The 12,710-nt window shown below is 76.0% G+C and carries 9 protein-coding genes and 1 pseudogene; 7 read left to right on the top strand and 3 right to left on the bottom strand.

What is annotated here, in order from left to right:
* Positions 1 to 38: 38 nt before the first annotated feature.
* Both AB0N76_RS30490 and AB0N76_RS30495 read left to right on the top strand, forming a co-directional pair.
* A complete protein-coding gene (locus AB0N76_RS30490) occupies positions 39 to 560 on the top strand; it encodes a SigE family RNA polymerase sigma factor (RefSeq protein ID WP_363562591.1) in 522 nt (173 codons plus the stop codon).
* Complete coding sequence (locus tag AB0N76_RS30495) at positions 550 to 1,449, top strand: hypothetical protein (RefSeq protein ID WP_363562593.1); 900 nt, start codon at positions 550 to 552, stop codon at positions 1,447 to 1,449. The genes AB0N76_RS30490 and AB0N76_RS30495 overlap by 11 nt, the downstream gene beginning before the upstream one ends.
* A 69-nt stretch (positions 1,450 to 1,518) precedes the next feature.
* Here the strand turns inward: AB0N76_RS30495 and ppc are convergent, their stop codons facing one another.
* Complete coding sequence (gene ppc / locus AB0N76_RS30500) at positions 1,519 to 4,272, bottom strand: phosphoenolpyruvate carboxylase (protein WP_363562605.1); 2,754 nt, start codon at positions 4,270 to 4,272, stop codon at positions 1,519 to 1,521.
* Positions 4,273 to 4,626: 354 nt separating this feature from the next.
* Between ppc and AB0N76_RS30505 the strand changes: the two genes are divergently transcribed.
* Positions 4,627 to 5,898: a histidine kinase gene (locus AB0N76_RS30505; protein ID WP_363562595.1), complete on the top strand. Its 1,272-nt coding sequence runs from the start codon at positions 4,627 to 4,629 to the stop codon at positions 5,896 to 5,898.
* A gap of 55 nt (positions 5,899 to 5,953) precedes the next feature.
* Here the strand turns inward: AB0N76_RS30505 and AB0N76_RS30510 are convergent, their stop codons facing one another.
* Positions 5,954 to 6,445: an SUKH-3 domain-containing protein gene (locus AB0N76_RS30510; RefSeq protein ID WP_363562607.1), complete on the bottom strand. Its 492-nt coding sequence runs from the start codon at positions 6,443 to 6,445 to the stop codon at positions 5,954 to 5,956.
* Positions 6,446 to 6,671: 226 nt separating this feature from the next.
* Positions 6,672 to 7,136 carry a YwqJ-related putative deaminase gene (locus tag AB0N76_RS30515; protein ID WP_363562597.1) on the bottom strand — a complete coding sequence of 155 codons (465 nt, stop codon included), beginning with the start codon at positions 7,134 to 7,136 and terminating at the stop codon, positions 6,672 to 6,674.
* 469 nt (positions 7,137 to 7,605) lie between these two features.
* Between AB0N76_RS30515 and AB0N76_RS30520 the strand changes: the two genes are divergently transcribed.
* The 4 genes and pseudogenes from AB0N76_RS30520 to AB0N76_RS30535 all read left to right on the top strand — a co-directional run.
* Positions 7,606 to 8,733, top strand: a complete 1,128-nt coding sequence (locus tag AB0N76_RS30520; RefSeq protein WP_363562599.1) for a Gfo/Idh/MocA family oxidoreductase — start codon at positions 7,606 to 7,608, stop codon at positions 8,731 to 8,733.
* Entirely contained in the window at positions 8,730 to 9,842 is a 1,113-nt protein-coding gene (locus AB0N76_RS30525) for a DegT/DnrJ/EryC1/StrS family aminotransferase (RefSeq protein ID WP_363562601.1), read from the top strand. The genes AB0N76_RS30520 and AB0N76_RS30525 overlap by 4 nt, the downstream gene beginning before the upstream one ends.
* 147 nt (positions 9,843 to 9,989) lie before the next feature.
* The gene (locus AB0N76_RS30530; RefSeq protein ID WP_363562603.1) at positions 9,990 to 10,991 is read left to right on the top strand and encodes an SMI1/KNR4 family protein; all 1,002 of its coding nucleotides are present in this window, start codon (positions 9,990 to 9,992) and stop codon (positions 10,989 to 10,991) included.
* Between the two features lie 117 nt (positions 10,992 to 11,108).
* Positions 11,109 to 12,710, top strand: a pseudogene (locus AB0N76_RS30535) (hypothetical protein); the annotation flags it as partial.

Here is a 12,710-nt window from a genome sequence, read left to right on the forward strand (position 1 = left end):
CTGTCGTCCGTTCTGGCCCGCCGGTGCGTCCTGTGGGCATGAAGCGCGAATCGATGCGGCCGGATGGCGCCGGGAGCGACCCGTTCGACGAGTTCGTCTCGGCGCGGTACCAGGCCCTGCTGCGTGGCGCGTTCCTGATCACGGGGGACGTCCACGACGCCAGGGACCTGCTGCACGACGCCCTGGCCCGGGTGTACGCCCGGCGCGGGGCGATCCGGGACCCGGGGGCGGCCGAGGGGTACGTCCGCAAGGCGATGGTCCGCACCCATGTGTCGCGGTGGCGCCGGACCAGGCGCGAGGTGCTGACCTCGCTGCTGCCGGACGGCCCGGCGGCCGACCCGGGCCCGCGGGACGAGCAACTGGAGGCCGCGCTGCGGTCGCTGCCGGTCCGTCAGCGGACGGCGGTGGTGCTGCGGTACTACGCCGACCTCCCGGTGGCCCGGGTGGCCGAGGAGCTCGGCTGCTCGCACACCACGGCCAAGACCCATCTGGCGCGCGCGATGAAGACGCTTCGGCAGGAGCTGGCACCGGCGGAGGAGATGGTGGGTCATGGCGGCTGAGGACGGGCGTGTGGACGGGTTCGAGGAGGACCTGGTCGTGCGGTTGGGCGCGCGGGCGGAGGCGGTGGGCGGCAGTCCGCCGCTGGCCGAGCTGCGGCGGGCCGGACGGCGCCGGGCGCGGCGGCGGACGGCGCTGCGGTCGGCGGCGGCGGTGGTGGCCGTGCTGCTCGGGGCGGGGGCGGTGGCGCAGTTGGACGGTCCGGGCGGCGGGGCCGCGGTCGGCCCGGCGGCGGCCGGCGGGTCGCCGACGGCGGGAGCGGCGTCGCCGACGGTGGGCCGGTCGCCGAGCGGGAGTCCTTCGGGCCGGATCGGGGTGCCGCTGGAACTGCACCCCGGGGGAGCGGTGGGGTGGTGCGAGGGCGGGCCGGGTGCGCTGCGGACGCCCCCGTCGTCGGGGCCGTCCTCGGCCTCGGCGAGCCCGTCCCCGGGTGCGTCGACCGGCTTCCCGTCCGGTATCGCCGCCGCGCTGCCGACGGCGCGGAAGGCCCGCGACTTCGGTGTGGGGCAGTACCCGGAGCAGTTCTACGGCGTCTGCACGTCGAGCCGGAACGCCACGGTGTATGTCATGCGGGTACCGGGCGGGGACTTCGACCAGGCGGTGCGCGACGGCGTCGCCCGGGATCCCGGGGTGCAGCTCGTCTTCGTGGACGTGAGCGCCTCCCGGAAGGCGCTCAGGGAGCGGGGGGAGCAGATCGTGGCGGATGACCACTGGCGGAGTCGGGGCGTGGAGATCGTGGGCTGCCTGCCGGCTGACAGCGGCTTCGGGCTGGTCCTGTACAGCCCGCAGGCGGAGACGGCCCGGGCCGAGATCCTGGCCTGGTACGGCGCCGAGGTGGTCGAGGTCGTCGACATCTTCCGGGTCGGCCAGCCGACGCCGACCCGTTCCTGAGCCACCGGACACGTCAGGAGGGCCCTGCGGCGGGTGCCGCAGGGCCCTCCGTCCGTCCGGGCGGGCCGGTCAGCCGGTGTTGCGCAGGCCGGCGGCGATGCCGTTGACGGTCAGCAGCAGCGCGCGGGCCCGCAGCGGGTCCTCGTGGCGGCCGGTGGCGGCCTCCTCGCGCTGCCGGCGCAGCAGCGCGACCTGCAGGTAGGAGATCGGGTCGAGGTAGGCGTCGCGGACCGTGAAGGTCTGCTTGAGCACCGGGTTGTGCTCCAGCAGCTCGCTCTCCCCGGTGAGCCGCAGGACCTCGCGCAGGGTGGTGTCGTGCTCGGCCACGATCTGGTCGAAGACGTGGTGCAGCTCGGCGGGCACCAGCTGCTCGACGTAGTGGCGGGCGATCCGCAGGTCGGTCTTGGCCAGCGTCATGGCGACGTTGGACAGGAAGTTGCGGAAGAAGTGCCACTGGCCGTACATCTCGTCCAGCACGTCGCCCAGGCCCGCCTCGCGGGCGGCGGCGAGGCCGGCGCCGACGCCGTACCAGCCGGGGACGATCTGGCGGGACTGGGTCCAGCCGAACACCCACGGGATGGCCCGCAGACCGTCCAGGCCGGCGCCGGAGTCGGGGCGGCGGGACGGGCGGGAGCCCAGGTGCAGCGAGGCGAGCTGGTCGACCGGGGTGGCGGCGAAGAAGTACTTCGGCAGGTCGTCCTGCTCGACCAGGGCCCGGTAGGCGGTGTGCGCGGCCTCGGAGACCCGGTCCATCGCGGCGTCCCAGCGGGCCAGCTCCTCGGGGGCCTGGCGCGGGGCGGTGTGCAGCGCGGAGGCGGCCAGCGTGGCGGAGAGGGTCAGTTCGAGGTTCTCCCGGGCCAGCGAGGGCAGCAGGTACTTGTCGGAGATCACCTCGCCCTGCTCGGTGACCTTGATCTCGCCCTCCAGGGTGCCCCACGGCTGGGCCAGGATGGCCTCGTGCGAGGGGCCGCCGCCGCGGCCGACCGTGCCGCCGCGGCCGTGGAAGAGCCGCAGCCGGATGCCGTACCGGTGGGCGACGTCGCGCAGCCGGCGCTGGGCGCGGTGGATCTCCCACTGGGAGGTGGTGATGCCGCCGAACTTCGAGGAGTCGGAGTAGCCGAGCATGACCTCCTGGACGTCGCCGCGCAGCGAGACGAGCAGCCGGTAGGAGGGGTCGGACAGCATCTCGTCGAGGATCCGGTCGGCCTGCTGGAGCTCGTCGGTGGTCTCCAGCAGCGGCACGATGCCGATCTTGGCGATCCCGGCGTGCAGGTCGATCAGGCCGGCCTCGCGGGCCAGCACGGTGGCGGCGAAGACGTCGTCGGCGCCCTGGCACATCGAGATGATGTACGACTCGACGATCTCGTCGCCGAACCGCTCGAAGCCCTCGCGGATGGTGTTGAAGACGCCGAGGGTCTTGGTGCCGGCCGCGTCCAGCGGGGCCGGGGTGGGGGCGAGCGGGCGGCGCGAGCGCAGCTCCTTGGCGAGCAGCCGCTGGCGGTACTCGCGCGGCATGTCGGCGTAGCGCCAGGCCTCCTCGCCGAGCCGGTCGAAGAGCTGGCCGAGCGCGTGGTGGTGGGCCTCGGCGTGCTCGCGGACGTCCATGGTGGCGAGCTGGAGGCCGAACGCCTCGATGGTGCGGATGGCGCGGGCCAGCCGGCCGTCGGCGATCAGCCCGCCGCGGTGGGCGCGCAGCGAGTCCTGGATCAGCCGCAGGTCGGCGATCAGGTCGCGGGTGCCGAGGTAGTCGCGGCCCTCGACGTGCGGGGTGCCGCCGGCCAGCCGCTCGCGGGTGTTCTCCAGCTTGAGCCGGATGCAGGTGGCCTTGAGCCGGTACGGCTCCTCGGCGTTCATCCGCTTGTAGCGGGGGCTCAGCTCGGGGAGCAGGTGGAGGTCGGTGTTGAGCGAGGCGAGCAGCTCCACCGAGGCGCCGGCCAGCCGCTCCGAGGTGGAGAGGGAGCCGCGCAGGTCGTCGATGGCGGCGAGGGCGTCCTTGATGCCGTACTCGTGCTGGAGGTTGAGGACGTCCCAGGTGACCTGCGGGGTGACGTTGGGGTTGCCGTCGCGGTCGCCGCCGATCCAGGTGCCGAAGGTGAGCGGGCGGACGCCGTCGGGCAGTTCCAGGCCGACCCGGGCGAGCTCCTCGTGCAGCTCCTCCAGGACCTGCGGGACGGCGTCGCGGTAGAGCTCGTCGAGGTAGTAGACGGCGTTGCGGGCCTCGTCGGTGGGCTCCGGGCGGGCGATCCGCAGCTCGTCGGTCTGCCAGAGCAGGTCGATGACCTCGGCGAGTCGGCGGTCGGCCTGGCGGCGGGCGGAGGAGGTCCGGGCCGGGTCGGCGTGGGAGAGGCCGGCGGCCGCCTCCTCGCGGTGGATCCGGTCGAGGAGTTCGCCGATCCGGCGGAGCTTGTTGAGGACGCTGCGGCGGGCGGCCTCGGTCGGGTGCGCGGTGAAGACCGGGCGGACCGCGAGGTGGGCCAGGGTGTCCTGGAGGTGCTTGGGGTCGGCCTCGGCCAGCTCGTCGGCGGTCTGCGCGAGCAGCGAGCCCTCGTGGGCGCGGCGGGTGGCGAACTCGCGGCCGCGGTGCACCTGCTCGGTGACGTTGGCGAGGTGGAAGTAGGTGGAGAAGGCGCGGACCAGCTTGGCCGCGGTCTCCAGGTCGATGTCGGAGAGCAGTTCGGCGGTGGCCTCGCCGTTGGTGCGGCTGAGCAGCCGGACCTGTTCGACCAGGCCGAGCAGCTGGGGGCCTTCCTGGCGGACCAGGGTCTCGCCGAGGAGGTCGCCGAGGCGGCGGATGTCCGCGCGCAGGGCGGAGTTGTCGGCGATCGGGCCGGCGGCGGCGGTGCTTGGGCTGTCCGCCGGGCTGGGGACCGGAGCGGTCACGGCTGGCTCCCTCGGGGTGGTGGGGTGTTCGGCAACGGCTCATCGTCACAGGGCGCTCCCGCGTGTGGCGGGTGTGACGCGTGCGGACCGCGCTGTCCGACGCGACCAGCATAGGTGTCGGGAGGGGCGGTGTCCGAGAAGTGGCCGGATGGCGGACACGATGCCCCGGGGACGTATGTGGTCTGGACCACTTGCCGGTCACGGGGGGCGTGCGCGGCGTCCGGGCGGGGAATCCCCGTGGGTTCGGCGGGGAATCCGGGTGGGGGCCGGGCGGGGCGGCGCCGTAGGCTGTGGGTCATGAGCAAGTCGCCTGGGGAGCGCACGCGGGACCGGTCGTCCTTCTTGTGGTGGCAACGGCGACGAAGCGCCTTCCTGGACGCGGGCCTGGCCGCGCTGGCGGCCCTGGAGTGCGCGGCCAGCTCGGTCGCGTACCTCGGCGCGCGGATCCACCTCGGCGTGGTGGCGCTGTTCGGGATCGCGCTGTTCGGCGCGCTGGCCGGGGCCACCCTGGTGCTGCGGCGCCGCTGGCCGGCCGTCCCGGTGGTGGTCGCCCTGATGGTGATGCCCGGGGTGCCGGGCATGGTGCTGCTGATGGTGGCCCTCTACACGCTGGCCGAGACCTGGGAGTGGCCCTCCCGCCGCCGGCGGGTGGTGGCGCTCTCCGCGCTCGCCTACGCCGAGACGGCCGGGGTGATCCTGCTGTCGATGCTCGAACCCGGCGACCCGACGATCGAACAGCCGCCGTTCTGGGGGCAGCTGCTGCTCGCCCTGATGGTGGCCGTCGGCGTGACCGTCGCACCGGTGGTGACCGGCCTGTACGTCGGGGCCCGGCGGCGGCTGATCGAATCGCTCCAGGACCGCGCGCACGGCCTGGAGACCGAGCTCGACCTGCTCGCCGAACAGGCCAGGGAGCGCGCCCGCCGGGCCCGGCTGGAGGAGCGCACCCGGATCGCCCGGGAGATGCACGACGTGGTGGCCCACCGGGTCTCGCTGATGGTGGTGCACGCCGGGGCGCTGGAGCGGATCGTCGCCAAGGACCCGGAGAAGGCGGCGCAGAGCGCCAAGCTGATGGGCGAGGTCGGCCGGCAGGCGCTCAACGAACTGCGGGAGATCCTCGGGGTGCTGCGGATGTCCGACGAGGGCGCGGCCGAACCGGACTCGCTGGCCGCGCTGCCGCGGCTGGTCGACCAGTCCCGGGCGGCCGGCATGGCCGTCACCCTGACCGTCAGCGGCAGCCGGCAGGAGTTCACCGGCGAGGCCGAGCAGACCGCGTACCGGGTGGTGCAGGAGGGGCTGACCAACGCGCACAAGCACGCCGGCGGCGCGCAGGTGTCGGTGCTGCTCGCCTACGCGCCGAACGGGGTGCGGGTCAGCGTGGTGAACGCCTGCCCGGGCGGCGAGCGGGCCGCGGCCGCGCTGCCCAGTGGCGGCAACGGGCTGGTCGGGATGCGCGAGCGGGTGGTCGCGCTGGGCGGCACCTTCTCGGCCGGGCCGGAGCGGGACGGCGGGTTCCGGGTGGAGGCGGTGCTGCCGTCCCGGCTGGCGGTCCGGTCCGACCGGCTGGTGTAGGGCCGCCCGGCTGGTGCAGGGCCGCCCGGGCTCCCCGGGGCGTGTCGGGCACGCCCTAGGGTTCGTCCGCGGTGCGCAGCCGCTCCGGGGCGGTGCCCAGGACCAGCGTGGAGATCGCCTGGTCGATGCCGTGCCCGAGGAACCACTCGCCGGTGTGGTCCAGGCTGTAGACCCGGCCCTCCTCGTCGATCGCCAGCAGCGCCTGTCCGTACGCCTCCTCGCCGAGCGGGGCGAGCCGGCTGTCCAGCGCGCGGCCCAGGTCGGCCAGGGTGCGCGGCTGGTGCAGCCCGCGCAGCGGGTCGATCAGGAACGGCGTCCGGGCCAGCTGCCGGCCGGGGCCGGCCAGGTCGAAGGCGAGGCCGCCGAACTCGGCCCAGGCCTCGACCGCCGCCGGGAACACCGAGTGCGGGACGCCCGTCGGGCCGCCGTGGCCGACCAGGGCGTCGGCCCACTCCTCGGCCTGCCGGATCTGCCAGCGGCCGGGGTGCCAGCCGGCCGCCTTGAGCTCGGCGGCGACGTCGGCCGGGAAGCGCGGGCGGGTCCGCAGCGCCGGTCCGGCGGCGCCGCCCGGTCCGGCGGAGCCGGCGAGCGTGGTCGGCGGGGGAGGGGGCGGGGGTGGACTGGGCGGATTCAGGACGGGCTCCGGTGGATCGGGAACGGGGGGACGGGGCTGCGGCGTCGGCCGTGGCCCTCGTGGTCGGGGTCGTGGCGGCGGTCGCGGCCCGGGGCTCGGCGCCGGCCGGGTGGAACCGGACCGGGCGAGGACGGGCCGGTCAGCCGGCGGCGGCCGGGCCGACCGCGACGCTCTGCACCGTGAAGTGCTCCAGCAGCGGCGCGCAGGAGCGGCAGGGTGGCGCGTGGGTGCCGTGCGCCGGGTCCTGCTCCTCGCGGATCCGGACGGTGGTCAGCCGGGCGCCCTTGAGCGACTTGCGGGCCTCGTGCAGGCTCATCGGCTTCCGGGAGGCGCGCTTGGAGCGCCGGCCGTCCACCGTGGTCAGGTACTGGGAGAGCAGGACCGCCTCCGGGCAGCGGCCGGTGAACCGCTCGCGGTGCTCCGGCGGCAGCCCGTCCAGGAAGTCGCCGACCAGTGGGTGCAGCAGCGGGCGGCGGGCCGACTTGTCGCCGGCCAGGGTGTGCACCTCGCCGCCCTTCAACGACAACGCGGCGGCGACGGCGGGCAGCAGGCTGTCGCGGTGATGGCGCAGCAGCGGCGGCCCGGCCGGTTCCCCGGTGGTCATGGCGTCGTCCTCCTCCTCGTCCACGTCTACTGGTGCGTGTCCTGACAGGGGCCAGCCTGTCAAATGTCACTGACATCCGCACAACCGGGGTGCGGCGCACGGGCGGTCGGGGCGGGCGCGCGGTCCGGTGGAAGCGCCGGTGACGGGTCGGTGGTGGGTCCGGTGAAGGGCCGGTGGCGGGCAGGTGGACGCCCGGCCGGCCGGTGGGCCGTCGTACGGCGTCGGCCGGAACCGTACGGCAGCGGCCCGAGCCGCTCCCGGGTTTCCGCAATCCACCCCCGGGCGGCCGTGGCGGCCGGTACCGTTCCAGCACCGAGCCGAGGGATCGGCCGGTCCGGTGGGACGTTCCGACCGGACGTCCCGACGGGGCGGCAACTCCGCTGGTCGGCAGGGCCGTCGGGGTGCGCGGCGGCGAGGCCCGCCGGTACTCCGGGGCGGTCGGCGCACCTCGGAGCGAGGGGGTCTTGCGATGACGGAGACGGAAACCGCGAACCAGGCACCGGGCGACCACGTACCCACCCCCGGCGCGCCGCCGGAGACCGCGCCCGCCCACCGGATCGGGATCGCCGTGGTCGGGGCCGGCTACTGGGGCCCGAACCTGGTCCGCAACGCCCAGCACACGCCGGCCCTGCGCCTGCGCTGGCTCTGCGACCTGGACGAGGCGAAGTGCCGCCGGGTGCTCGGGGAGTACAGCACCGTCCGGTCCACCACCTCCTTCGCGGAGGTCCTGGCCGACGAACGGGTCGCCGCGGTCGCGGTGGCCACCCCGGCCACCGCGCACTACCGGCTGGTCCGGGCGGCGCTGGAGGCCGGCAAGCACGTCCTGGTGGAGAAGCCGATCACCACCTCCGCCGCGGAGGCCGCCGACCTGGTGGCGCTCGCCGAGGACCGCGGCCTGGTGCTGATGTGCGACCACACCTTCTGCTACACCCCGGTGGTGCGCCGGATCCGCGAACTGGTGCACGGCGGCGAGATCGGCGACGTCCAGTTCTTCGACTCGGTGCGGATCAACCTCGGGCTGGTCCAGCCGGACGTCGACGTGCTCTGGGACCTCGCCCCGCACGACCTGTCCATCCTGGACTTCGTGCTGCCACCGGGCGTCGAACCGGTCGGCGTCTCCGCCCAGGGCGCCGACCCGATCGGCGCCGGCCGGGCCTGCGTCGCCTACCTGACCGTCCGGCTGAACAACGGCGCGCTGGCGCACTGCCACGTCAACTGGCTCTCCCCGACCAAGGTCCGCACCACGCTGATCGGCGGCTCGCGGCGCACCCTGGTCTGGGACGACCTCAACCCGCAGACCCGGCTCGCCGTGCACGACCGCGGCGTCGACCTCACCCCGCCCGACGAACTGACCGACGCGATCCGCCACCGGGCGCTGATCTCCTACCGGGTCGGCGCGATGGTCGCCCCCGCGCTGGTCGAACAGGAGGCGCTGCGCAACGTGATGGCCGAGTTCGCCGCCGCCATCACCGAGGACCGGGCCCCGCTCACCGACGGCCGGTCCGGCCTGCGGGTGCTCCAGCTGCTGGAGGCGGCCACGCTCAGCCTCGAACTCGACGGCGCCACCGTCCCGGTGGAAGGGAAGCACGCGGGATGACCACCGACCAGCCCGTCCCGCTCGTCGACCTCAAGGCCGCGCACGCCGAGGTCGAGGCGGAGGTCCGGGCCGGCTTCGACCGGGTGCTCGCGAGCGGCGGCTACGTCAAGGGACCGGAGGTGACCGGCTTCGAGGAGGAGTACGCCGCCTTCTCCGGCGCCCGCCACTGCGTCGGCGCCGCCAACGGCACCGACGCCCTCGAACTCGCCCTGCGCGCCCTCGGCCTGCCGCCCGGCGGCGGCGTGGTGCTGCCCGCCAACACCTTCGTGGCCACCGCCGAGGCCGTCCAGCGGGCCGGCCTGCGCCCGGTCCTGGTCGACGCCGACCCCGACCACCTGCTGATCGACCCCGCCCGGGTCGCCGACGTCCTGCCGGACGCCGTCGCGCTGCTCCCCGTCCACCTCAACGGCCAGCTCGCCCCGCTGGCGCCGCTGCTCGACCTGGCCGGCGACCGGCCGGTGGTGGAGGACGCCGCCCAGTCCCAGGGCGCCCGTCAGCACGGCCGCGCCCTCCACGGCCGGATCTCCGCCACCAGCTTCTACCCCGGCAAGAACCTCGGCGCGTACGGCGACGCGGGCGCCGTCGTCACCGACGACGAGGACCTGGCCGCCGCCGTCCGGCTGATCGGCGACCACGGCTCGGCGAGCAAGTACGTGCACGAGCGGTTCGGCTTCAACTCCCGGCTGGACGCGCTGCAGGCCGTCGTGCTCCGGGCCAAGCTGCGCCGGCTCCCCGCCTGGAACGAGGCCCGCCGCGCCGCCGCCGCCCGCTACGACCGGCTGCTCGCCGGCCTGGACGGCGTCACCCCGCCGCGCACCGCGCCCGGCAACGAGCACGTCTGGCACCTGTACGCGGTCCGGATCGGCCCCGGGCGGGACCGCGACGCGCTGCTCGCCGCGCTGAACGCCGCCGGGATCGGCGCGGGCGTGCACTACCCCGTGCCGGTCCACCTGCAGCCCGCCTTCCGGCACCTCGGGCACGGCGCGGGGTCGTTCCCGGTCGCCGAACGGGCCGCCGGCGAACTGCTGACCCTGCCGCTGTACCCGCAGATCACCGGGGCGCAGCAGGAACGGGTGGTGGAGGTGCTGGCCAAGGCGCTGGCGGTGTGAGGGCCGGGGCCCGGGTGGTGTGGGGCCCGCTTCCCGGGCGGTCCGAGGCCTGCTTCCCGGGCGGGGGGGCCGGGCCGCGGGCGCACCCCCTACGCTGGTTCCCAACAAGCGCACCGAGAATTTGCAGCAGCCAGTGGGGGCTCCCAGATGACGACAGGTCGGCCCGGCGTCGCCGCCGCACCGAACGCGGCGTACGCAGGTCAGGTGGTGCAGTTCCCGGACCCGGTCCGCGCGGAGCGGCACCCCGCCGGGGTCCGGGTGGACGAGCACGGCTACCCGGACTTCGGCCCCTACGCCGCGGCGGCGGCCGAGGTCGCGGACCCGCCGGCCGGCTTCGGCGTCGACGAACTGCGGCTGACCGACTACGTCTCGGCCAACGCCGCCCTGTTCACCCAGGGCCACCCGCTCTGGGCCGACCTGGAGACCGCCGTCGCCACCCCGCCCGGCTGGACCTGGCACCACGCGGTCGGCCGGGCCGCGCCCGGCTGGCGGCGGATGGAGCTGGTCCCGGTCGAGGTCAAGGCGCTGCTCCGGCACCACGGCGGCCTGGCCACCTCCACCGCCGACCACGGGCGGCGGGGCACCCGGCCGCTCCAGGAGAAGCGCCCGGTGCACTTCTCGCTCGCCAAGGACGGCACCGACCCGATCGGCGTCCCCGAGGACCTGATCCAGCGCGCCGAGGAGCGGCTCGGCTACCGGCTGCCCGGCGCCTACCGCACCTTCCTCAAGCTGGCCGGCGGCCGCGCCCCGGTCGGGGTGGCGCTCGACCCGGACCTCGGGCTGCTGATCGACCAGCCGTTCCTGACGCTCAGCGAGGAGTACGGCACCGAGGACGTCGTCTACGCCAACAAGTGCCTGCGCGACCACTTCACCAAGGACTACCTGGGCATCGCCTACGCCCAGGGCGGCATCGTGGCGCTGAAGGTGCGCGGCGACCGGATCGGCTCGGTCTGGTGCTGCCTGTACGACGACGCCCGCGACAGCGGTTCCGCCGAGGCCCCCGACGAGCGGGCCGCCCGGCTGCTGCTGCCCTGCGGGGAGGACTTCGACGCCTTCCTGCTGCGGCTGGCCGGGAGCCCGGCGGAGCTGGAGACGGTCGCCGAGCTGATGGTGGACGGCGGGTTCGCCCGTGCCGTGCCGGTGGGCTGAGGTGGCGTCGGCGGCGGTGCCGGTGTCGGCGGCGGTGGCCGCGGCGTGGGTGTCGGTCGAGCGTGTGGGACGAGCGGTGTGGAACGCGGGGACGAAGGGGACAGGGGTGAACCGGGCGTGGTGACGTACGCGCAGGCGCAGGAGCTCGCCGAGGAGTGGATCAACGGCGGGGTGCCGCGGGAGCGGCAGCGCGAGGTGCGGGTCCGGGAGTTCGACCTGGGCTTCGTCTGCTGGGCGGTGCAGCCCGCGGAGGCCGGGAGCGGAACCGGGGCCGGAGACGGGGCCGGAACCGGGGCCGCCGAGGGTGAGGCGCGGCTGGTGATCGCCCGGGACTCCGGCGCGAGCACGCTCTGGCCCGCGCTGCCGGTCAACGAGGTGGTCCGGCAGTACGAGGAGGCGTACGGGCGGCCGGTCGCGGCCAACCCGGCCGGGGCGGCCCGGCCCACGCCGGGGCCGGTCGAGGCGACGTCGTTCCTGCTGAGCCCGCCGCAGTGGCTGCAGGAGGCCGGTGAGGCGGCGCTGGCCGCCGAGGCCGAGCGGCTGGGTGCGGGCGCGGGTGCGGGTGTGCCGGGGCAGGCCGCCGAGCCTGCCGGGCCGCCGGTGGCGCCTGCTGCTCCGGCTGCCGTTCCGCCTGCCGTTCCGCCTGCTGCTCCGGTTGCTGGGCCGCCTGTGGCGCCGGTCTCCGGGCCGCCGGTTCCGCCGGCACCGGTTCCGCCGGTCGGGGGTGGGGGCGGGCCCGCCGTCCTGACCACGCCGCCGGTCTCCGAGCGTCCTGCCGGGGACGCCCCGACCATGCTCGCCCCGCCGCCCGGCCACGACGAGCCGTTCCCGCCCTACGGGTCCGGGGCCGGTCTGGCCGGCCTGCCCGGCGCTGATGCGTCCGGGCCGTCCGGGCTGTCCGGGGCCGACGTCTCCGGTCCGGCCGCGTCCGGTGCGGGCGCGCCCGTCGAGGCGGCGACCGTTCTGCTGCCGGACGGCCTGCGCACCAACGGTGCCGGGCTGCCCGGCGAGCCCCGGGCCGGCTCGGAGGCGGCCACCGTGCTGATGCCGCCCGAGGGTGGTCTGCCGGGGTTGGCGGGCTTGCCGGGTGCTCCTGCGCCGGGTGGTCCGTCGGTGGAGCCGGCGCCGACGGTGCTGGCTCCGGAGGGTGGCTTGCCGGGGCTCGCGGGTCTGCCGGGTGCTCCTGCGCCGGGTGGTCCGTCGGTGGAGCCCGCGCCGACGGTGCTGGCTCCGGAAGGTGGTCTGCCGGGGTTGGCGGGTCTGCCGGGTGCGCCCGCGCCGGGTGGTCCCGGGACGCCCGTGCCCGGGACGCCCGTGCCGCCGGCCGGACCGACCGTCGAGCACGCCCCGACCATGCTGGCCCCGCCCGACGGCGTGCCCGGTCTGGCCGGACTGCCCGGCGCCCCTGCTCCCGCCTCCGCGCCCGGTGCCCCGGTGCCGCCGCCGGCCGGTGAGCCCGGTCCGGCCGGTGCGCTCGGCCGCAACCAGGCCTCCGCCCCGCCGCCGCCCCCGCCCGCCGGGCTGCGCGGCGGTCCGTCCGGCTCCGGCGCCGGTCCGGTCGCGCTCGGCCGCAACCCCGCCTCGGCTCCGCCGCCGCCTCCGCCCGCCGGGCTGCGCGGCGGCTCCGGCCCGGCCGCCGCTGGGACCTCGTCCACGACGCCCTCGCCCCCGGCGGCGCCGTCGCCCTCTTCGGGCACCCCACGGGCGTCGTCGGCCAGC

The sequence above is a fragment of the Kitasatospora sp. NPDC093806 genome (assembly GCF_040683335.1).
In the GTDB taxonomy this organism is placed as follows: Bacteria; Actinomycetota; Actinomycetes; order Streptomycetales; family Streptomycetaceae; genus Kitasatospora.